This is a genomic window from Nocardioides sp. (assembly GCA_037045645.1).
Taxonomy (GTDB): Bacteria; Actinomycetota; Actinomycetes; order Propionibacteriales; family Nocardioidaceae; genus Nocardioides.
In genome coordinates, this window is sequence record JBAOIH010000002.1 from 23453 (window position 1) to 44248 (window position 20796).

Consider the following 20796-nt stretch of genomic DNA (forward strand, 5'->3'; position numbering starts at 1 on the left):
GGCTGAGATGCGTCCCGCCATCCTCGCCGCCGACCCGGTGACGACCACCCGCTGGCTGAACCGGACACGCGCCCTCCTCGTCGACCTCAACGAGGGACGCGTCCCACTCGACCACGCCGTCCTCGACGATCTTCCCCGCCCGAAATCCGTCGAACATCTGCGGGCACTGCTCATCGCTGTCGGCATACTTCCGCCCGACCCACTCGGCCCAGTGCGGCGACTCGAAGCAGCCGTGGGCGACATGGTCAGCGTCCTGCCCGATCCGAACGACAAAATCGTCACTCGATGGTTGCGGTGGAAGGTGATCCCACGGTTGCGTCGCGGCTACGAAAATGGTCTCGATCTGCTCGCCGCGGTGCGCACCGCAAAGCGGCAGATCCGCCAAGTGGTCACCTTCCTCGACGTGCTCGGTCAACGGCCGCTCGGCGAACTCGCACAGCACGAGATCGATGACTGGTTCGCAGGCCCCGGCGCAATGCGCTGGGACGTACGCGCGTTCCTGGCCTGGGCACAGCAGACCCGCGACCTTCCGGCCCGGCTGGAACTGCCACCTTCCAGACAAGAGCCGCGAGCCTCGCCTACCGACGCCGAGGAACGTTGGATCATGGCCAAACAGCTCCTCACGGACGAAAGCCACGACCCAGTGGACCGCGTCGCCGGCCTCCTCGTGTGCCTGTACGCCCAACCGCTCAGCCGCATCGTCACCCTCACCACCGACGACGTGCTCGTCACCGACACTCGCGTACAACTCCGCCTTGGCGAGGAGCCTCTTCACCTTCCCGAACCGCTCGCCGCGCTCGTTCAGCAACTGCCGATCCGGCGTAGAGCAGGCACGGTCGAAACATTGCCGACCACCTGGCTGTTCGCCGGCTTCAAAGCCGGCGCCCACCTCCATGCGACCGTCCTGGGGGCCCGACTGCGCGCCATCGGTGTCGAGCCCCGCCGGATGCGCGTCGCAGCCACCGAGCAACTCGCCCGAGAACTCGCCCCCGCAGTGCTCGCCGATGTCCTCGGGTTGCCGGTCGCTGCCGCCGTACGCGCCAACCGCCGCACAGCCGGCCAATGGGCGCCCTACGCAGGCCGTCGGCAAGGCTGAGCGCGACCATTCCGAGACTTCGAATACGGGCACACTGCCGGTACTGCGGCTGCGGAACTGGGCGGCGAACGTCGAGCGCTCGTTTCCAGTCCTCGCCGGTGACCAAGGCTGCGACGGCGTTACCGAGCTCGGTCTGGAGCGCCTCGAGCTTGGAGTCGCGTGCCGCACGGTCCTGAACCTGAGTCCTCATGACGATCGACCTCCTTCACGCAGGAGGTGTCGTGCTCACGCCACCGTCGGCGTCAGCTCGGATGCGGCAGGACCTCGATCCAGTACGCGTCGTGGTCAGAGAGCGTGTCGGTGCGGACGCGTTCTGCGTGCAGGGTCTCCCAGGAATCAGGTACGGCGATGTGGTCGATCGAGCTCTGTAGGTCGCTCTTCGCGAGGAGATCCTTGGTCGGCACTTGGAACGGTTGCCCGTTGAGGGCGTCAAGGAGCGCGGCCTGGGACGCTCGGGCGAACCCGGAGAGGTTGCCCGTGAGCGGCGTGTTCCAGTCGCCGCCCCAGATCGTCTCTCCTGGCACGACTGTTTCGAGGACGGCTGAGGCGGTCTCGGCCATCCGTTCGGTGTGGTCGGGCGAGCCCCATGGCCAGAGGGTTCCGGCCCGGGGCCAGGGCATGATCGACGAGATCACGGTCGCGCCTCCCACCACGGCGGCCGCTGACGCGGGGTGCGGATCTGGGAGTGGCGTGAGTTCGGAGCGAGCGAACACTGCGGCCCACTTCTTTGTGGAGCCCGCCATGGAGGCGCGGCTCGTGTGTTGGTGGTAGCCCTCAAGAGCACCTTCGATGGGGACCTCGGTCAGCAGCAGCACGTCCGCGTCCAGGGCGTGGAGCAGGTCCTGGTGGCCAGTGCGCCACTTGCCAGCGACGTTCCAGGTGACGATGCGCATGTCGAGAACCTAGGCGCTCACCCCGTCATGCGGCTCGTCGTGTCGAAGAGTTCGAGCTCGGCGGGATGCATCTGATGTTGGACAACGAACGACCGGTGCTTGATCCGCCACAGCCCCTGACCGGTGCCGAGGGTGGGGATGAGGGACTGCTCGGTGCCGGTCAGCCCCAGGGCCGCTGATGTGGGGCCGAGTTGGTCGGACTCCTGGCGGTAGACGATCCGGGTCTCGGCATTGGCGAGCAGTGACGAGGCGAGGGCGCGCATCGCGGAGCCGGAGTCGCCGACGTTGTCGAGGTCGGAGAGCTTGTGGAAGATCAGCATGTTCGCGATCCCGTAGTGCCGCGCCAATCGCCAGTGGGCATCCATGCGGCGCAGCAGCGCGGGGTGGGACATGAGCCGCCAGGCCTCGTCGTACACGACCCAGCGTTGCCCGCCGGCCGGGTCCATGAGAGCGGATTCCATCCACGCTGACGCGCACGTCATGAGTACCGAGACGAGGGTGGCGTTCTCGGTGACGCGGGACAGGTCGAGCGAGATCATCGGCAGCGACGGGTCGAACCAGACCGTGGACGGTCCGTCGAACAACCCGGCAAGGTCGCCCGCGACGAGTCGTCGCAGGGCGTGGCCGACGAGGCGTCCGTCCTCGGTGAGGCGTCCGTCGTGGTCGTCGTCGCGGTCGGGGGTCAGGAGCCGGTCGACGACCATCGGGAGCACGGGTACATCGGCGCCGCGGACAGTGCGGTCGAGTGCGAGGTCCACGGCGGTGTGTTCGAGCGGGGTGAGGCGGCGGTCGAGGACGGTCTCGGCGAGTGCGCCGATGAGGGCGCGGCGGCGGCTGGTGACCTGGCTGGCCCATTGGGCGTCGTCGAGGCCTGCGGGACGGTGCCCTTCGTCGAGCGGGTTGAGCCGGTTCGCCATGCCGTGCCCGAGCGCGATCGCTTTCCCGCCGACGGCTTCGGCGACCGGGGTGTGTTCGCCCTTGGGGTCACCGGGCACGTACACGCGGCGGCCGAACGGGATGGAGCGGGTGTAGAGGCTCTTGGCGAGGCTGGACTTGCCGGAGCCGACGATCCCGGCCAGCACGAGGTTGGGTGCGGTGATGAGACCGCGGGAGTAGAGGACCCACGGGTCGTAGACGAACGAGGACCCGGAGTAGAGGTCCTGGCCGACGAACACGCCCTCGCTTCCGAGTCCGCCTTCGGCCAGGAACGGGTACGCGCCGGCGAGAGTGGCCGAGGTGTCCTGGTGGCGGGGGATTCGGAACCTGCCGGGCGTGCGCAGGGCCGCAGGTCCAGACTCGCCCGCACGGGGAAGCGTCTCGGTCGAGCGACGTTCGGCGGCGAGGTCGTCGTGCTTGCGCTTGGCCGTCGTACGACGCTGCTCGCGATCGGCGGTCGTGAGTGATCGTGCCGCCGCTGTACGCCGCTTGCGTTCTGAACGCTTCTCTCGGCGTGGGGAGATGAGCACGCTCGAATGGAGCCGCTCGCCGTCGCGGGTCACAGCGACAACCCCGGCCGGGCTGTTGGACGCGGGACCGGTGCCAGCGCAACGACGTCGTGGACGTCGTAGGTGATGGTCGCCTCGACCTCGTGTGCGCGGTCGATCGTGGCGGCGACCTGGTGCACCATCTCGGCGGCGCGGTGGAGCTCCCACGCGACCTGGTACGACGCCGCCCGGCCAGTGCGCGGATCGCCGGCGATCCAGGCGCGCTTTGTGGCCGGGCCCTCGTGGAAGTCGCCGATCTGGTGCAACGACTGCGCCAGCGATGCGAGCCCGTTGGTCAGCTCGCCGAGCACCGGGTAAATCTCGGTCGGGTCGTCCAGGTCGCGGGTGGCGTGCGCCAAGCTTCTGAGTGCATCGCGGGCTTCATCGGCGTGGGCTTGAGGACGGTTCGGTGCGAGCATCGGGGCTCTCCTCGCTCAGCGACTACTTCGTCAAGGAGGTGCGCGTGCGACGCCGCCGTGTCGGCTCCGGAGGTGACGTGTGCTCGATCTACCCTGTGGCGCATGGCAGATCTGACGGAGCCGTGCCCGAACTGCGACACCATGATGCGCTGGGAGACCTCGCATGAACGGTGTGACGGCTGCGGCTATATCCGGCCGTGCTGCGAAGGCGCACCCTGCTTCTGAGGCGGCTGCGGACATAAAGATCCCGCGGGAGTCTCGGGTCTCCTGCGGGATCTGGACTGAGCATGCCGCACTCGCGAGCGGCTGTCAGCAGGATCTCAAATTAGTGGGCAACTTCCTCGTTCGGAGAACCACAGCCTTCTGAGGCGCAAGAGCGGGAAGGCCCTTTGTCGCTCGAAGCATCTCCTGCGCCTACCGCATCGTTGCCGTTCGATCCGCTCCGTCGCTGGCGTCGATGACTGCGAAAAGGGCGGTGCTGAAGCGCTCAATCGTCGTCGCGAGAAGGATACTGGCTTGCTCGGCGGTGCTGGATTGGATGACATGGTCGCTCGATGCGCTGGGGTCATCCTCAAGGAGAGTTGAGACGCGCTCGTCGTACGCCTTGGGCCACGGCGACCCGGGCTCCCGAAAATACGGCACGTGGTTGGCATGTCCGAAAAGCAGCCGTTGGGAGATGTTCTGGATCGAAGACTCCACCAGGCCGGCAGTGATCTCGGCCCGCGTGGCTGCCACTGAAGGGTTGTAGTCAGGTCCGCCGTAGGTGGAGATAAGGGCGTTGTGTGCGTCCCCTACCAACCACGCGGACTCGGTACGAAGCGCCCGGTGCGCATTTGTCAAGGACTCAGAATCGGCTCCCTGCGGAGGTCGTGGAAGGAGTCGGTCGCTCAACACCAAGAGTTCGGCTCTGGTTTCAAGCACCGCGAGAAGTCCTCCGCCTGCAAGGCGTCCCTCGTCGTCCGCAGGGGAGTCAGGGACCGTTTCAAGGCCAACTAGGTGCGCCCACCGCTCACTTGTTGATGTCTGAATTCCGCGGGCCGCATCCAGGATCGCTACTCCAAGTTCAACGATCGCGTCGTACCGGTCACGCGAATACGCTTCTGCGTCGTGAGCCCGGTTCTCCTTGTGGAATCGCTTGGCCTGGACCCAAACGAAGTACGAGACAAGTACACCAATCACGACGGCGACCGAGGACAGGAGAACCGACAACCAGTCGGTCATCGACGGCGTTGATGAAGCGGCGACCAACGAGAACCAGGATTTCATGTTCCGTAAGTTAGCTCCGCACAAGGGTGAGCGTGACCCGATTGATGAATCGTGGCGGGGAACCGCGCGGACGTCAGAGAGGACGGCACAGGGGAAGCGCTGCGGCCGAGAACCCCTGAGCCTGCTGCCCCCACAACCGCCTGGTCTCGCACGACGCCTGGATCGCTGCCTGCTCGACCGCCGCAACGGCTCGCTCGAGCTCGTCGGGATCACTGGCGCTGACGGCGACGAACCCGGTGCAGCGCAGGACGCCGTGGCCGGCGGTGAGGTCCGCTTCCTGCTGGAGGACGTCCAGGTACTCGGCTGACTGCTGGGCGTCCTCGATCTGGCCGATCTTCTGCCGCTGGGCGGCGTCGGAGATGTACTCGGTCTTCTTCTTGCGGATGTCGCGTGCCGCGCGATCGGTGCGCATGGGTGTGTAGAGCAGGGTGAAGGTGCGACGGATCCCCGACGAGAGCAGCAGCGGTGCGAGGAAGCCGGGGAAGACGAGCGACCTGGGCCACTCGCTGATCCAGAGCACGCAGTGGTGCGCGGAGTCGCCGCGCAGGCTGCCCCAGGATTCGGTGACCGCGACAGGTCCGGCTGCGGCGAGATCGCGGCCCAGCGTCGCCGTGGCGTTCGAGGGCACCGGCCACGACGGGGTCGTACGCCGAGCGCAGCATGACGGCGAGGTCGCCGGGCGTCAGCCAGTCTCCGGGGGCGAGGTCTGCGGATCGCAGCGATGCGACGAGGGTGGACATCTCCTGACGCAGCACGGCCGCGGCACCCTTCATCCCGCCTCCGGTGGCACGGATCGCGCGGCCGGCTGCCTTCATGTCCAGGGAGATCGAGATCGTGCTGGCGTGCCGTTCGCCCGCGGGTCCGGCGCGGTCGATGAGTTCGGCGTACGTCGTCGAGGTCCAGGTGTCGCTCTTGGTGCCGTGGCTGTCCCACCACTGGGCGAGGCCCTTCCCTGAGTCGGGAAGGGTGCGTTCCATGACCTGCACCGATGCCAGGCGCCCCGAACGGCAGGTGGACGCCAGCACCCGTCCCCAGGAAACGACCCGACGTTCTTGTTCGGCCGGATCCAGCAACACGAACGCGGGATGCGAGACGCCGACGATCGCCATCAGGGTCGCGGCGTGCGGGTCGTGGACCATCACTGCACCGGTTTCGGGGTCGACCCACTGCCGCAGCCTGGCGGCGTCGCCCGGGAGAGCCAGCGTCCCGGCGGGTCGTGGCTTCACCACCCGACGCCGGTAAGTGAGTTGACCCCCTGCCGAGCGCCACAGCCAACGGATTCCGATCGGCGCCCACTCGATGAGCTTGCGATCGCCGACCCCGACGAACGCGAGAGCGACACACACGAGGATGATCGGAAACGCGACGATCACGGTGCCGACGTAGAGGCCGAGCACCAGGCTCCCTGCGGCGATCCCAGTCATGGTGAGTTGAAGCCCGGAGAGCCCGAGGAGTACGCCTCGCCGGCTCAGCCGGGAGAACTTCACCGGCGTCAGGGCCGATTCTGCGGCACTGTTCGCAGCCATCGCCGGTCAGCCCCGGGTTCCGGAGATCTCGGAGTCCGCGACATGGGGCGGCATCGCGGAAGGAGCTGCCGCTTGGCTGGCGTCGGCGTGCCTGTTGGCCTGCGCGGCAACGAAGTTCCCCAACTTGGGTCCGGCTGCGGCTGCCTTCGCGGCAACCACTGCTCCGGCCGCCACGGCTCCGCCGGCCGCGGCTGCACCTCCCCCCGAAGCCCCCGAAGCACCCGAAGCCCCCGAAGCACCCGAAGCCCCCGAGCTCGCTCCCGCCCCTGCCGAGCCTCCGCCCGAGCCGGACGCGGTCGGCGCAGCCGGAGTGGGGCTTCCGCCCGACGATCCGCCAGCGGCCGACGTACCCCCTCCCGAGCTGTCGCCGAGGACCTTGGTGGGTTGGGCGGCACCGCCGATGCGTCCCAGCGGGATCGGCAGCGGGCGGTTGAGGGCGGACTTGGCTTCCTGTTCGGCCGACATCGCGTGGTACATGTCGAAGCCCATGAAGGAGATCGCCTTGTAGGTCATGTAGGGCGCGAACCCGGCCATGAGCATGAGGACGACCCCTGCGATCGGTTGGCTGACCGACTCCAGATCAGCGTCTATCGGTGCAGAGACCTGGGCGGTGGCCAGGAGGAACATCACGACGAGGACGACCTTGCTGAGGATCATCGCGATCACGAAGGTCACCCACCTGCTCACCCAGCTGCGGGTGTGGTCCCAGCTCGACCCAGCGAGCGCGATCGGCGCGAACACGATCGCGATGAGCAGCAGCGCCTTGCGGACCAGCAGGCTGATCCACACGATCAGGGCCCCGGTGATCGCCAGCCCGGCGAGGAAGAACGTGAGTACGGCGCCCGCACCGGGCGCGGCGACGTTGATCGCACCGAGCCCACCAGCCAGGACGGCGATCCTGTCGCCCATCTCGTTCATGTTCGTGCCAGCGGCGTTGACGATGCCGATGCACAGCTGGTCGGTGACCTCGAGCGCGGTGGTCAACAGGGTGAGAGCGACGAATGAGCCGAGGATCGACTTGGCCAACCCCAACGCGGCTCTGGACAGGGCGGCCGGCTCGCGGTGGATCATCCCGCCGATGACCTGAAGCAGGAAGAACCCGAGCATCACGAAGACCGCGATCCCGAACAGGATGTTGTAAACCTTCGTGTACTCGCCGCTGGTCACGTCGACGTAAGTCGTGGAGTCGATGACCTTCCAGACGGACTCGAACATGTACTCCGCGGCACCGCCCATCGCCTGGGCCAGCCAGTCGAACGGCGCGGTGACGACCGCGCCGGCCGCGTCACCGGCGACGTTGCAGACGGTGTGGATCACCGGGACATCGCAGACACCCATATCACTGCACCTCAGGCGACGGACTGGCCGACGTTCCAGAAGAAGTTCACCAGTGTCACCGATGCACCGCAGACCACTGCGGCTCCGAGTGCGACGAGTACGCCGAGCTTGCCGCGGCCAGCCAGATGTGGGTTGGACGAGTTCGCGCCCATGGCCCAGACGATCGCGGAGATGATCAGGGCGAGTACGGCGAGCACCAGCCCGACCGTCATGGAGGCGCCAACGATGTGACGCAGTTGGCTGATGCCCGGCAGGCCGTTCGAGTTCGGGCTGATGGTGATGTCGAGCGGCAACACGATCTGGTTGTAGAGGCGGAACATCGCGGCTCTCCTGTCGGGTGAAGGGACGTCCTACAGGTGGGCGCCGATGCCCAGCAGCCAGTTCGCCCACGTCAACGCCGCACCCGTCAGCGTCGCCCCGCCGAGGGCAACGAACATGCCGGTCTTCGCCTTCTGCGCCGTGTGCCAACTCCCAGAGTGGGACGCGAGCGCCCAGGTTGCTGAGCAGATGACGAGCATGAGAACGGCGATGATCACGCTGTAGGTCAGCAGCGCGCCGACGATGGAGCGGAGTTCGCCGGCCCCTCCGACGGCGCCGAAGTCGGGGCCGATTCGTAGGGCGCTGGATGAGCGTTGTGTCATGCCCTTAGGTGCGCACGACAATCAATCGGCGGCGGATTCGGCGTCAGCGTCGGCAAGGTTGCTTCAGCGGCGCTTTCCAGTGCCTGGCGGACCAGTGAGTCCGGGGAACGGTGTTTCGCGCTCCGCGTGGCCGGGGCCCCGCTTCTTGCCGACGCATTGCTTGCAGGAACTGGAACTGGGGAGTCTGCGCGCCTGCCCGATGAGGAGGGGGCCAGACAAGCGTGCCGTGCGCGGGGCACCGTCCTTCGTTGGGGCGGGGTCAAGTTCTCGTTCGGCACAACCGCGATCGATATGGAATCGGTGCGCCACCATCACCTTTCGCACGGTTTGCGTCTCGGTGATTACCACCCATCCCGTCAGCGGTTCGTAGGCCACAGGCTGATCGTGCCACCCGCAGTCGGCGAAGTTCACCCCAGGCGACGGACCGTCATGACCTGCCCGCCGAACTCCCCGATCGTCCCGTAGCGCACGACGTCGCCAGTGTGCGGTGCCTGGAGGATCCGGTCCCCTCCGACGTAGATCGCGACGTGATGCGGCCCGCCGGCTCCGGGGTAGCTGAAGAAGATCAGGTCGCCGGGCTGCTTGTCGGCCCAGGAGACGCCGCGGCCGAGCGTGGATCTGGGCGCCGCTGTAATGGGGGAGTCGGAGCCTGCCGCCTGAGGCTTGGTAGGCGGCGTACAGAACGAGACCGGAGCAGTCGAAGCCGCCTCCGGTGGGGCCGTTGAAGTCGCCACCGCCCCAGACGTACGGCGTGCCGAGCTTGGTGGCCGCCGCCCGGATGAAGGCGCCGGCGAAGCCGGCTGGGAGGTTGGCGGGCAGGTTCTCGTCGCCGCCGCACAGGCCTGAGCCAAGGCTGACGCCGGTGAGGGCGGAGAGGATCTTGGCGGCGACGGGTTGGTTGACGGCGTACCGGTCGGGATAGGCGGACACCTGGACCGCTTGCGCTGCTGCGCCGAGGTCCATGGTCTGCCAGTCCTTGAGGTCGAGCAGCCCTCGAGGGGAGCCGTGGTTGGGTCCGTTGGGGCCGCCGTAGAAGGCGCGGGACGACCAAACGGGGTCCATCAGGTTCTCGACGGTGCCCCACCCCGCGGCGGGACGCTGCTGGAACAGCCCGATTGAGTCGTGGTCACCGCCGTTGCCGTCGTTGGGGATGTTCGCCGATGCCGGGTAGGCGCTGGTGTTGGACAGGACTCGGAGTGTGGATTCGGTGATCGCCGTCATCAGGGCGATGAGCTGGCCCCGGGCAGGGATATTCTGGCTCTTCCCGACGGCGACGATCGCGGCCGCCCGCTGAAGTTGTTGCTTGCTCAGGGTGACGGTCTCGCCGTGGGCGTTCTGCGTGGTGAGGCTCGTCCGGGATCGGACCTGAGACGTCGCCGCTGGGTGTGGCCGCATTCTCCCAGAGGCAGCCAGCCGTGCCCGCGGCAGACGGGCCGATCAACGTCGCGACTCCGAGCAGAGCCGCTCCGGGCAGGAGTAGAACCGTTGCCGCGGCGCCGGCCACGAGCGTCTTCATCGCCATGGCCCGGTCACCGCAGCGGGTTGTTCGAGCTGCGACAGCCGGAGCAGGTGGCAGCGGTCGAACGCCGGAGGGCAGGCGACGAAGACGGTGAACGAGACCGGGGACGACTTGCTGGACGCCTCGCCGTTCCAGATCCCTTGGCGGGTTCGGGTGGCGGTGATCGTGACAGCTGACGTACCCGGCCGCAGTTCGCCGTGGGCCTGGGCCACGACGCTCACCCAACTTTCCGGGACCTTGGCTGAGTCGATGACGAGCGTCTGGACGACGTTCATGGTGGCGAGGTCGAGCCATTGGTTGACGGTCGGCATGTACGTCGCGATGTCGTCGATGAGACCGGGCGTTTCCTCGCCGGAGGGGTCGGCCTCGGCGAGGACGGGGGCTTGATAGTCGGCCGGCAAATAGCCCGAGGTGGTGTCCCACTCAAAGATCGCGGACGCGATGGATCGCGCAAAGGCGACCGGGTCGGTGGTTGGCGGGATGGGCACCTGGCTGGGATCGATCGCAACATCGTCGGCAGACGTGGGTTGCTCGACTCGGATGGCTGGGTTGCCGGCCTGGTTGTCGCTGGGCTTGGTGGCGGGGCCGGTGATCAGTCCGTAGATGCCGATCGCAAGGGTCAGGACCGCGAGGGCGCCGCCGAGGACGAGGGCGATCTGGCGGCGGGTGAGTTCTGGCATCGGGGCTCCTGCGTCTGGCGGGCGTGGATGCCACTGAGGTGTTCGGGCTACGCCGACTCGGCCAGGTGCTGACGAGCCGCGCGGAGGCGCTCGGCGAACGCGATCGTCTCGGCGACGGCGCTCTCGAAGCCGTTCCATTCCTCGTCGCTGAGCTTGGCGGCGACCTCGTCGACGTCGTACCCCTCGGACCAGCCGACGAGCTCGCCCCAGGTCAGCACGAACGCTCGCACGGGCTTGCTCTGGCTGCGCGTGACCCGCTTGCGCCGCGCGGCCCGCTTCTTGCGGTCCTCGGCCCTCGCCCGTTCCAGCGCCTCTTCGGCGCGGCGGGCCAGGTCGGGATCGGGTTCGGGGTCCTGGAATCCGGGCGCGCTGGCGAGGCGGTCGGCGGCACGCACCCGCTTGTACGCCGGATCCACCGCCGCACCCTGCTCGATGTGTTCCAGAGCCTCACGCGCTAGCGATCGGACCGTCGCAGGCCGGGTCTCGTCGTTCTTGACGTCCTCGAGCCAGCCGATCTTCTCCAGCCGGTGATAGGACTGCGTCCCGGTGACGAACTGGGCCGCCTGGTTGCGGGTGTCGCCCTCTCCGCGCGGTGCCGGACAGTGTCCGGCACCGTTGCCCTCACCGGTCGACGAGGTCGCGCCGAACTGAGAGGCGCGCTGCCTACGCTCCGAGTCCTCCTCCATCAGGAGCTTGACCTCGCGGAACATCGCGGCGGCCTCGAGCTGCGTCAGCGGCTTGCGTTCGGTATTCTCCGCCTGCTGCGCGAGCACATGCGACAGCTCGTCGCTGATGCGAGATCGGACCCATACCTTCAAGGTGTGCCAGCCGAGCCGGCGTACGGCCTCCAGTCGGCGGCGACCGCACACCAGCACCCCGTCGGGGGTGATGGTGATGGGCTGGAGCAGGCCGACTTCTTCGATCGAGCGCATCAGACTGTCGATGTCGCCGAGGTCCTTGCGATGCCGTACGCCGACGACGATGCCGTCGATGTTCCGTTCGAGTTCGATGTGGCCGGTGGCGTCGGACATGGCTACGCGACCTCGCTCCGGCGCACCGCGCGGGGTGCGGTCTGGCTGATCTCCAGGATCAGTTCGTCGTCGGCCAGAAGGTCGGTGACGTTGTCGCCGATCAGGAGTTGGAGCAGGATGCCGTGGCCGGCGTACGTGCTCTTCAACCCCGGGCTCTGGGCACCGAGGGTGAGTCGCAGGAGCGTGGCCCAGGCCGGGCGGTCGAGGTCGAGCAGGGCGCGGGCAGAGTGGTCGCGCCGCAGCATCGCGTGGGTGGTGGCACGGTTGCCGCACTCGATGAGCCGGGCGGCGATGTAGTCCAGGGCGCATGTCGCGGTGTTCAGCGGCCATCCCAGGGCAACGAACAGCGCGATCGCCTGGTCGATCGCTTCGAACGCGCCGGTGGGAAGGTCGGGTGAGCGGGTGGGGGCCGCGGGCGCACTGAGGTCGGCTCGCAGGGCCGGGTGGAAGTCCAACAGGTTGGCCTCGGAGTCACTGAACCGGCGTGCGTCGTGGTGGCACGAGACCTGGGTACGACGCGCCTGGGCCGGGGAGCAGAGCAGCCCGTTCGCGCGCTCTTCGGCGATCATGGTGACCTGCACGGCTCGCGTCACGACCGCCCACGGGTCGTGGGCGCGGCGTACGGCATCGGTGCGCATCGCCTCGAACGCTGCGGCCGCGGAGTCCTCGGGCTGGCAGTGGTGCTTCTGTGCGAGCGACCGGTACTTCTGGATCGTGAAGACCATCAGTTCGGCGGCCTCCGGGTCGGTGGACCAGGCGCCGTGCCCGGCGTCGGCGAGCCGTTCGAGCAGGTGCCTCAGACCCTCGCTGGTCTCAAAGGTGGTCATAGCTGGATTCCTTCCTGAGTGGCGGACGCGGCCGGTCCGCGGTGGGTGAGATGGGGTGCCGCCCGACGTGCAGAGCGGGTGATCGTGGTGGGAGCCCGCTGGGCGCGACGCGCCAGCTCGGCCTGCAGGTCGATGCCGCGTCCGATCACGGCACCGGCGTAGGAGTGCAGTTCGGACGGACGGACCCATGCGATGCGCTTGCCCGAGGGAGTGGTCAGTCCGGTGGGTGCCAGGGACGGGTCTGCGTGGTGGGCGAGGGCGCTGGTCTCGTCGGCCGTGGGTGCCTCCGGTTCAGGAGCTGGGGAGGACTGGTGGACGTGGCGGCGGTACTCGGCGTGGGTGTTCATCGCTCGAGCACCTCAGCCGGTCGTGTAGGGCCCGGGCGGCTCGCCGTAGGGGCGACCGACAGTCGCGTGGCGATGCGGTACGCCGACTGGATCGTGGTGTCGACCTCGCGGTCGTCGAGCCCAGCGGTCCGGGCGGCGTCGCCGAGGACTGCGGCGGTCTGCTGGACGTCGCGCCCCTGCTCGGCCATCCGGCAGGCTGCCCAGAAGAGGCCGGCGTTGCGGCCTCCCTCGGGGCGGCTGGCGACCCAGGCAGCGAGCTTGTCCGGACGGGCTCCGATGGTGGGGACGTCGGTACGGGGCGGAAGCCGGCGCGGTGGTTCGAGGAACTGGCGGAGTTTCACGCTGTCGATCAAGTGCGGTCTCCTGGCCGCGGTGGCGATGACGGCGTACGCCGTGGGCTCACCCGCGATGGTGATCCGGGACGGGGGAGCGATGACATATCCACCGTCCCCACGGAAGTCGACGCTCGCGCGCGGGGCCTGCCAGGACCGCTGCTCGACCTCCGAGCTCGGGTAGTAGGCGTGAACGCCGCCCGAGGGAGTGCGCACGAGCCATCCCCACCCGTCGGCGAGACCTTCAGCGCGGGCACGCTCGAACGCGCGGAAGCCTGACGTCTCGGCATGGACGTCGACGTCGACGACCACCACGCCTGTCACGGCCCCGGTGGGCAGTCCGATGTTCGCCTCGGGGGTCCGCTGCCACCAGTGGTGAACCATTCGAGCTGAGGACGTGGCGTCGTGGAACCCGTTGGGGGTCAGGGGCTGCTTGCCGCCCGGGACGCACGGGAAGACGGGGATGCCGAGGTTCGCGTACCGCAGAGCCGCGGCGGCGAGCGTCGGCTCAGTCGCGCCCCGCTGCATCGTGGCGTTGGACCAGTGGGGGATCGGGTTGTTGGCGTTGTACATGCCCCTGACGCTCGACGGTCAGGTACGCCCGAAAAGTGGCCGCGAGAGGGGGAACCTGAGGGGGGAACCTGCGTTTGTGCAGGTCAGGAGGTTCCCCCCAAACCCTCGCAAGATCGCAGAATTGCAGCGATTGTCGGTGCCGTAGGCAACACTCAGCGAGTGACTGAGCACGAACCGCGGCGAGAACCGGCTGACTCCGGAAGCGAGACCCCGCCCAGCGGCGATGACGCGCCTCGGTCCCGCTCGCGCCTCCGCCCGGCCCTGTTCCTTGTACTCCTGCTGGTCCTGACTGTCGTCCTCACCTACACGTTCACGGACCTTTCCGAGAGATTCGGCAGGCAGGACGCCCCGACGGCACATTCGACGGGGCCAGTCGACTCCGACGGAGACGGTCTGACCGACGAGGTCGAGCAGGCGGGCTGGCGGACCGAGTCTGGGGAGGTCTTTGTCACGGACGCAACGTTGGCCGATACGGACGGCGACGGACTGACAGATGGCGATGAGGCTGGTGACCTCGCCACCATCGAGCCTGCCGAGAGTGCGTCTGGCGCGCCCGCAGAGGCCCCGGGCTCAGAAGAGGATCCTGTCGCTTCCCCTACGGGGGATCCAACGACGCCCAACGAAGCGACCTACCGCGGCTATTCGGACCCTCTCGCGGTGGACTCTGATGAAGACGAACTGAACGACGCCGAGGAAGCTGACCTCAGCCTGAGCCCGCTCAACGCCGATACGGATGAGGACGGTCTGTCCGACGCGCAAGAGGTCAACGTGGTGGGCACGGCTGCCGATGTCGCGGACACCGACGGTGATGGCTTCGACGATGGATACGAGGTCGACAACCGCGAGGAGAACGGGCTCGATCCGCTGTGGGTCGACGTCAAGGTCAGCAAAGTGTCTTACGCGACCGACTTCGCGATCGGGTCGGTCATGGGCGACGCTTGGCGCAAGGACTCCATGGCATGGCTCGCCGGGAACCTGGCCTCTAGCGGCTCCAGCTCGGTTCCCGTGATCGGCTGGTTCGTCGGACCGCTGGTCGACGCTCGTGATGCCATTGCATCCGCAATTCGCGGCGACTGGGTCGAGCTCCGGATTCAGCGCAGTTGGCGCGATCCCCTACGCAGGAGACGCAATCCAGATCCCGGCGAAGGCCCTGAAGTTCGTTGAACGCAACCCGGAGTCAGCGGCTCTTGTAGTGGCCACCATCGCGGCAATCAGCAAAGTCCCCGACAAGGTCAAGATCGAGGCCGCCCGCGGAATCTGGAAGGGCTGGGACGACCTCCGTGACGCGGGTGCAAGCGAGAAGGCGTTGCTACAGCTTTCCAAGGGCCGCACCAACCTTGATGACCTAGCCGGCAGCCTGCAGCGGTCAACGCATGTCGGCGGAGCCCCCGCCAAATTCTTTGATGACGGCCCGGCCGGGGAGAGGTTCCTCGAGGACCTTTACGGCGTCAACGTCAGCGGCGCCGACAAGCAAGTTTCGGCCGCGACTACGGGATGCGCCGACGTGTGCAACCCGATCCGACGTCGGTTCGATGTCCTGGCCGACGGTGTGGCGCATGAATCCAAAGTCGGGTATGTCCGGCTCACCAGCTCGATCGAGAAGCAGATCCGGAGCGACGCCTGGTTGACCAGCATGGGCGAGATCGAGGGAGCCCACTGGCACTTCTTCGCCAGTGCAGGATCCAACTCGGTCGGCGCAGACAAGAAGGTCCTCGACCTCTTGGACGAGCTCGGTATCCCGTACACCGTCCATCTTCCTGTGTAGGAGACTCCGTTGATGTCCACGTACACCGACTTCGTTGCCATGACAGAGGTGGAGGCAGCGGACTACCTTCTCGGGTTTCTCGACGAGATGGACTCGTGTCTCGACCGATTCAGATCCGCCATTCAGGTCGATCTGACGTTCTCGCCAGAGTCTTTGACGTCTGTGTGGAACGCGGTGTTGCCGAGCATTGGCTGGCGACCTGGCTGGAATTCGCCCACGGACGGGCGGCGCGGAACCCTGATTCCGGAAGCCGCGATCGAGTCAGCCGACCTACTGCCGTCGTGGTTTCACCATCCATCGGGTGTGGGCTACGCCCGGTTCTCGATTCAGACGCTCTGGCTCATCGACGGACTTGGACGCTATCTGGGAGAGATCCTTGTCCGTAGCGGCCTAGGGCAATGGAAAGCCGGTGCCTCGACACTCGAGGGGTACAACTTCCAGAACCAGCCCGTGGTCGTTGGTGCCACGACAGACCCGGTGAGCCCGATTCAGTCCTGTGCCGTCGTGGTTTCCAGGGCCCTTGGAAGGAGCGCCGGACGTGGACCGGGGAGCCCAGGAGACCTGTACAAGGCGTGGGGCATCGGCCGCTAACTGCGCCCGCCAACTATCCCGCTGAACGTGCTCGCTGCTGATTCCAGCCTCGTGCACTCATCACCTGTCCCGACCGCTCGGGGACTTCGACGGGACCGAGATCGTCGTCGGTGCGATTGAGCACACCATGTCTGAGCCTTTCAGCGGCCCGGTCCGACTCTCCGGCCGCTTCGTCAACGGCGGCCTGGTCGAGCCTCGGGATCTCCTCGTACGGTGCAGCGTCCGCGGCCGTCTCGGCCGCGAAGCGGGCCAGGTCGAGGTCACCCACGCTCAGCGCGTGTGTGGTGACGATGTGCGCGGTGTCGACGATCGCGCAGGTCATGATGTGGTCGATCCGTTCGCCTTCGAGTAACCAGCTCCAGCCGGTCGGGCGGAGGTCGGTGAACGGTTCGCCGCTGACCAACGCCAGGGCGGTGGTCAGGTCTTCGATGCCGGCGGCCCCGCGGCTCTCACCTCGGGCGCGCAGACGTCGGAAGAGGTCGAGGTCGGTGGCGACGCCACGAACGGCGTACCTGCCTTGAACACCGTCAGTGTGGGCTTGGCGGGCGTTCGGCAGATGCGGTTTGCCCGTGCGCGGATCGGGTCCGAGCCAGCCGCGGATGATCCCGACGTCCTTCCGCGCCCGTTCGGGCAGGAGCCCGAACGCCTCGCCGATCTCGTTGGCCGTCACGCCCTTGGGGTGGAGCACCAGGAACGCAAGGAGTTCGACGTAGAAGGGTCGGCGGTGGGCCATCTTGCGGGAGTCCCCGAGGGTTCGGGCGCTCACGGGCCCGAGCAGGGTCAGCTTCGGCCCCATCAGCCGGGATGCCTGCCAGTGGGCGACGTCTTCGTCGAGCTGGGGATCCGCTTCAACGACGTGCCGTTCGGTCTCAGCGGTCACGACGGGAGCGAGTCGTTGCACGTCCTCGGTGACGGTCGCGGCTCGCCTGACGTAGACGTGAGTCTCCTGGGGGAGCAGTGATCGCTCGCCGGCAGGTCCCTCGGCCGGTCGTGGTTCAACCAGTTCCTCGTTGAGAGCGCCCGCGGCGTCCGCGACCTCCGAAGTCTCGTCCTCTGGCATCGGAGAGACTGTGGCGTCCCTCGTGATGTCAATGAGCGTTGCGCACGCCCGCGCCTCGTCGTCGCTCAGACCCGCAGCGGTCAGGCGCAGGCCGTGAGTCTCAACTGTGGCTTCTCCGTCTGCGCCGACGTTGAGGACCACGTCGCCGAGCATCTCGTCGGCACTGATCGCGATAACGGCGGCGCCAGCTCGGCCTTGGTAGCCGGTGATGATCTTGGCGACCTTCTGCACCGAGTCCATTTCGCCCGTCGTGATGAGTGTGCGGAACTGGTCAGGCTCGAGCGACGGGTCCTCGGACTCGAGATCAGAGGCGAGCTGGTCGTGGAAGGCCGTGTCGTCGACTGCATGGTGGTGGAGCCTGCTCGGATCGATGCCAGCAAGTTCCTCGCCGATCCCGACGGTGTCGACCTCAACGAGCGCCGACCACGGGTTGAGCGCGAGTTCGGCCGCGATGTGACGGCCCAAGGCCGCGGCCCTGTCCGTGTCTCCCGAGATGGTGGCAGCGTGCACCTCCTCAAAGTTGATCAACACGAGCGCCCCGTCCGAATCCATGCCGATGCTGACGAGCAAGGGGAAGGGTGCCACTGAGCCGAGGCTGTCGGTGGGGACGTCGCGGTGGGCGATGTGCCACGAGGTGCCAGTCCCGGACCAAGGCGTCGGCAGCTCTCTCGGCTCGGCCAGGATCACCGCCACGTCCGCTCTGCTCAAGGTGGCCGTCATGACTCTGGCGCCTAGCGCGGTTTCGCCTAGTTCCCGGAGGGCTCGATCGAGGATCTCGACGCGCGGCGCCGTGATGGATCCCGATGCCTGAATGCTCTTCTCCACTGGGGTGAGGTCGCGCGGGGCAGGGTCGATCACGTGTCCGGGGCGGCGATAGCGCAACTGGGTGCGGCGGTATTGGCGAAGCGTCAGGAGCAGCGATCCAGCGAGTACAGCTCCGCCGCCGGCCAGCCCCGGGAGGACCCACGCTGGCAGGTCCTCGTCGGTTGGTTCTGCAACGCTCTCAGTCCCAGCGTCATCTGCGGTCGGGTCCTCTGGGACGGCTTCTGGCGTATGGGTGATCTCGGGGTCCGCTTGAGGAACGCGGTCGCGATGCTTCGGGCTCTCGTCTCGATCGGCCGCGTTATCCGCGGTGAGGGTCAGGCGCCACCCGGGACGAATGAGGTTGGGATCCGTGATGCGACCGCCGTCGGGCTGAACGGTCGACCTGGAGGCCTGGAAGATCTCCGGGTAGGCGTGGGCGTCGCCAAGCTCCTCTTCCGCGATCTCGGAGAGGGTGTCGCCGGGCTCGACGACGTACGTCGAGTCATTGGCGGGTGCCGTGGCCACCGGAACTCGCAGCACGGTGCCCGGCAGCAAGAAGTCCGGCTCGCCGTCGAGGACTCCTCGGTTGAGTTCGGCCAGTTCGACGTACCGGGTGCCGTCGCCGAGCCTGTCCTTCGCGATCTTCCAGAGGCTGTCGCCGCGCTTCACTGTGTACGCCTCGGTGTCGGGCCGATGCGACGGCGCTGTCGTCGCGACCGGTGCGACGACAGGCTTGGCAGCAGCCGGCGCACTCTGAGCGACCGGCTCCGGCGCTCTCAAGGGGACCGCGGCGGCGTGGGGCACGGGCGCGGCCGCACTGATCGCGGGTCCGGCAACGAACAGCAACGCAGCGACCCCGACGAGCTGACCGGCCGCGACCTGAGGGAGCGCGAATCCGGGGACCCTGGGTGCTGGCAATCCACGAACGTGGGCGGTCACCTCCACAACGATCGAAACTGCGAAGACCGCCCATGCCACCCAAGCGACGACTCCGATGACAGCCACCGCGAGGGTGCCGTCGTCGCGGCTCGTCAACGCCGACCAGGAGAAGTCTCCGATCCCAGGCGTCGCGCCGATCGCGATCAGGAGCACGGGCACGCCAACCACGAACGCCACCAGGGCGAGCGTGCCGAAGAGACCGATCAGGCGGGTGCGGATGTGGCTCATCGTGGGTTGCCTCCGAGGGTGCGCACGAGGTGGGCGGTCGCTGTGGACGTGGTGCTGAGTCGGTTGATGCCCATAAGACCGAGGAACTTCGTGTCGTACTGGTCGTGGACGGTGACCGTCAGCGTGGTGCCGCCCGTCACCTGCACCGTCCCGTTGGCGCCTGCGGCTTGCAGGTAGTGCTCGGCCGCGACGCGTGCGTTCGCTGCATCGATGGCGAGCGATCGTCCCTCGATCGCCGGGCCGGCTTGGATCTCTTCGCCGCCCGCTCGAGCGGCTTGAGCGGCCAGGTCGTGGCCCCGCTGTTGCGCTTGGACCTGCCCGCCGAGGTCGACCGCGAGACCAACGAGGAAGACCATCACGAAGCTCGACAGTGCGAGCCAGATGCTGACCGAGCCGCGCTCGTCGACCCTGCGCGGAGTCATGACTGCCGCCACGTGTCGATGGGGCTGCTCATCCGAGCGCTCAACACTTTCGATCCTGGAATGCCAGGGACCGACAGGTCTGAGAGGTCGAGCCTGCATGTCACGGTCACGGTGACCATGCCGGGCTGACCTGCCTGCTTGTCGAAGTCGCTGGTGTCGACCTCGACCTCGACGCCGGTGCAGGGGATGTGCTGGTTTGCCACGCTGCTCGCTGCGGCTGCCCGTGCGTTGGCCGTCGCCGTACCGGCGTCGCGGGCGATCGACGCCGTACGCGCGGCCTCGGAGGCCGCGGACTGGAGGCTCTCGTGGGTGGTGGCGACACGACCACCGCAGATAATGAGGCCGACGAAGAGCAGGAACGCAGGTACGCCGACAGCGGCCTCGATGGCCGCGGACCCACGCTGGTCGCGGACTCGCCTCATGGCGCCGTCACCCGTTCGACCGTGACGCTGGCGCTCTGTTTGATGGTGGGATGCCAACCAGGGATGACGCTGAGGCTGACGCCGCTGACCGTCACCGTGGCAGTCGTCAGCGTGCGATGCGCTGTCGCAGACCCCTGCTGGACGACGTCATCGCCACCAGCGGTTTCGAGGAAGGCCTTGGCGGCAGAGACCCCGTCGGCCTCGCCGCCATGTTCGGCCCCGGCCGCTCGAGCACCCTCCTCGGCGGCGGCGATCGCAACCGTTCGTGCGTGGTAGTACAGCGCCGCCTGCATCCCGAAGAACATGACGGCGAAGAGAGCAGGCAGAAGGATCACGAGCTCGATCGAGGCCGAGCCGTGCTCGTTGCGCCGGCGGCTACTTGAGGTTGCCGGCTTGCGTGGCGACATACGCCTTCACCGCCGCCACGACGACACCGACGATCGCGAGCACCGCGACCGCCCACAGGACGTGCTCGATGGTGACGGAACCGCGCTCGTTCCGGGTCGGCGCGCTCCGGGTACGGGCGAGGTCGTCGACGAACAGCATCGTGAGGTGAATCTGGACTAGTAGTTTCAGCATGCTTCCTCCTGGAT

Annotated in this window: 22 protein-coding genes and 1 pseudogene; 4 read left to right on the forward strand and 19 right to left on the reverse strand. The window is 67.6% G+C overall.

The features are described 5' to 3' along the window. Window positions 1-7: 7 nt before the first annotated feature. A complete protein-coding gene (locus tag V9G04_11500; GenBank protein ID MEI2713881.1) occupies window positions 8-1096 on the forward strand; it encodes a hypothetical protein in 1089 nt (362 codons plus the stop codon). Window positions 1097-1338: 242 nt separating this feature from the next. Here V9G04_11500 and V9G04_11505 read toward each other — a convergent pair whose 3' ends face one another. The 14 genes and pseudogenes from V9G04_11505 to V9G04_11570 form a co-directional block, all read right to left on the reverse strand. Then, window positions 1339-1989 (reverse strand): endonuclease/exonuclease/phosphatase family protein, encoded by a 651-nt coding sequence (locus tag V9G04_11505; GenBank protein MEI2713882.1) that lies wholly within the window; start codon window positions 1987-1989, stop codon window positions 1339-1341. A 17-nt stretch (window positions 1990-2006) separates the two neighbouring features. After that, on the reverse strand, window positions 2007-3488 hold the full coding sequence (locus tag V9G04_11510) for an ATP-binding protein (GenBank protein MEI2713883.1): 1482 nt from the start codon (window positions 3486-3488) through the stop codon (window positions 2007-2009). Then, on the reverse strand, window positions 3485-3892 hold the full coding sequence (locus tag V9G04_11515; protein MEI2713884.1) for a hypothetical protein: 408 nt from the start codon (window positions 3890-3892) through the stop codon (window positions 3485-3487). Before V9G04_11515 ends, V9G04_11510 begins: the two co-directional genes overlap by 4 nt. Before the next feature lie 414 nt (window positions 3893-4306). After that, a complete protein-coding gene (locus V9G04_11520) occupies window positions 4307-5158 on the reverse strand; it encodes a hypothetical protein (GenBank protein ID MEI2713885.1) in 852 nt (283 codons plus the stop codon). Window positions 5159-5231: 73 nt separating this feature from the next. Then, window positions 5232-6684: pseudogene (locus V9G04_11525) on the reverse strand (SCO6880 family protein). 6 nt (window positions 6685-6690) lie between these two features. After that, window positions 6691-8022: a conjugal transfer protein TrbL gene (locus tag V9G04_11530; GenBank protein MEI2713886.1), complete on the reverse strand. Its 1332-nt coding sequence runs from the start codon at window positions 8020-8022 to the stop codon at window positions 6691-6693. Between the two features lie 11 nt (window positions 8023-8033). Next, window positions 8034-8342, reverse strand: coding sequence for a DUF6112 family protein (locus V9G04_11535; protein ID MEI2713887.1), 309 nt, complete (start codon window positions 8340-8342; stop codon window positions 8034-8036). 30 nt (window positions 8343-8372) lie between these two features. Beyond that, the gene (locus V9G04_11540; GenBank protein ID MEI2713888.1) at window positions 8373-8663 is read right to left on the reverse strand and encodes a DUF6112 family protein; all 291 of its coding nucleotides are present in this window, start codon (window positions 8661-8663) and stop codon (window positions 8373-8375) included. Window positions 8664-8726: 63 nt separating this feature from the next. Next, complete coding sequence (locus tag V9G04_11545) at window positions 8727-10058, reverse strand: NlpC/P60 family protein (GenBank protein MEI2713889.1); 1332 nt, start codon at window positions 10056-10058, stop codon at window positions 8727-8729. Window positions 10059-10175: 117 nt separating this feature from the next. Then, window positions 10176-10862: a hypothetical protein gene (locus V9G04_11550; GenBank protein MEI2713890.1), complete on the reverse strand. Its 687-nt coding sequence runs from the start codon at window positions 10860-10862 to the stop codon at window positions 10176-10178. A gap of 47 nt (window positions 10863-10909) precedes the next feature. Beyond that, a complete protein-coding gene (locus V9G04_11555) occupies window positions 10910-11893 on the reverse strand; it encodes a ParB N-terminal domain-containing protein (protein MEI2713891.1) in 984 nt (327 codons plus the stop codon). A 2-nt stretch (window positions 11894-11895) separates the two neighbouring features. Next, window positions 11896-12720: a serine/arginine repetitive matrix protein 2 gene (locus V9G04_11560; protein ID MEI2713892.1), complete on the reverse strand. Its 825-nt coding sequence runs from the start codon at window positions 12718-12720 to the stop codon at window positions 11896-11898. Beyond that, the gene (locus V9G04_11565; GenBank protein MEI2713893.1) at window positions 12717-13067 is read right to left on the reverse strand and encodes a hypothetical protein; all 351 of its coding nucleotides are present in this window, start codon (window positions 13065-13067) and stop codon (window positions 12717-12719) included. Before V9G04_11565 ends, V9G04_11560 begins: the two co-directional genes overlap by 4 nt. Beyond that, the gene (locus tag V9G04_11570; protein MEI2713894.1) at window positions 13064-13972 is read right to left on the reverse strand and encodes a bifunctional DNA primase/polymerase; all 909 of its coding nucleotides are present in this window, start codon (window positions 13970-13972) and stop codon (window positions 13064-13066) included. The genes V9G04_11565 and V9G04_11570 overlap by 4 nt, the downstream gene beginning before the upstream one ends. A gap of 462 nt (window positions 13973-14434) precedes the next feature. On the opposite strand from V9G04_11570, the gene V9G04_11575 reads away from it, so the two are divergent. From V9G04_11575 to V9G04_11585, 3 genes are read left to right on the forward strand one after another with little or no spacing between them, the layout of a single operon-like run. Then, a complete protein-coding gene (locus tag V9G04_11575; protein ID MEI2713895.1) occupies window positions 14435-15136 on the forward strand; it encodes a hypothetical protein in 702 nt (233 codons plus the stop codon). Window positions 15137-15164: 28 nt separating this feature from the next. Then, window positions 15165-15737 (forward strand): hypothetical protein, encoded by a 573-nt coding sequence (locus V9G04_11580; protein ID MEI2713896.1) that lies wholly within the window; start codon window positions 15165-15167, stop codon window positions 15735-15737. A gap of 12 nt (window positions 15738-15749) precedes the next feature. Further along, window positions 15750-16328, forward strand: a complete 579-nt coding sequence (locus tag V9G04_11585; GenBank protein MEI2713897.1) for a hypothetical protein — start codon at window positions 15750-15752, stop codon at window positions 16326-16328. 13 nt (window positions 16329-16341) lie between these two features. On the opposite strand, the gene V9G04_11590 is transcribed toward V9G04_11585, so the two are convergent. From V9G04_11590 to V9G04_11610, 5 genes are read right to left on the reverse strand one after another with little or no spacing between them, the layout of a single operon-like run. After that, window positions 16342-19359: a LysM peptidoglycan-binding domain-containing protein gene (locus V9G04_11590; protein ID MEI2713898.1), complete on the reverse strand. Its 3018-nt coding sequence runs from the start codon at window positions 19357-19359 to the stop codon at window positions 16342-16344. Further along, window positions 19356-19781 (reverse strand): pilus assembly protein TadG-related protein, encoded by a 426-nt coding sequence (locus V9G04_11595; protein ID MEI2713899.1) that lies wholly within the window; start codon window positions 19779-19781, stop codon window positions 19356-19358. Before V9G04_11595 ends, V9G04_11590 begins: the two co-directional genes overlap by 4 nt. After that, on the reverse strand, window positions 19778-20203 hold the full coding sequence (locus V9G04_11600; GenBank protein MEI2713900.1) for a TadE family protein: 426 nt from the start codon (window positions 20201-20203) through the stop codon (window positions 19778-19780). Before V9G04_11600 ends, V9G04_11595 begins: the two co-directional genes overlap by 4 nt. Further along, window positions 20200-20610: a TadE family protein gene (locus tag V9G04_11605; GenBank protein ID MEI2713901.1), complete on the reverse strand. Its 411-nt coding sequence runs from the start codon at window positions 20608-20610 to the stop codon at window positions 20200-20202. Before V9G04_11605 ends, V9G04_11600 begins: the two co-directional genes overlap by 4 nt. Then, window positions 20579-20782, reverse strand: a complete 204-nt coding sequence (locus V9G04_11610; protein ID MEI2713902.1) for a hypothetical protein — start codon at window positions 20780-20782, stop codon at window positions 20579-20581. The genes V9G04_11605 and V9G04_11610 overlap by 32 nt, the downstream gene beginning before the upstream one ends. Between the last annotated feature and the right edge of the window lie 14 nt (window positions 20783-20796).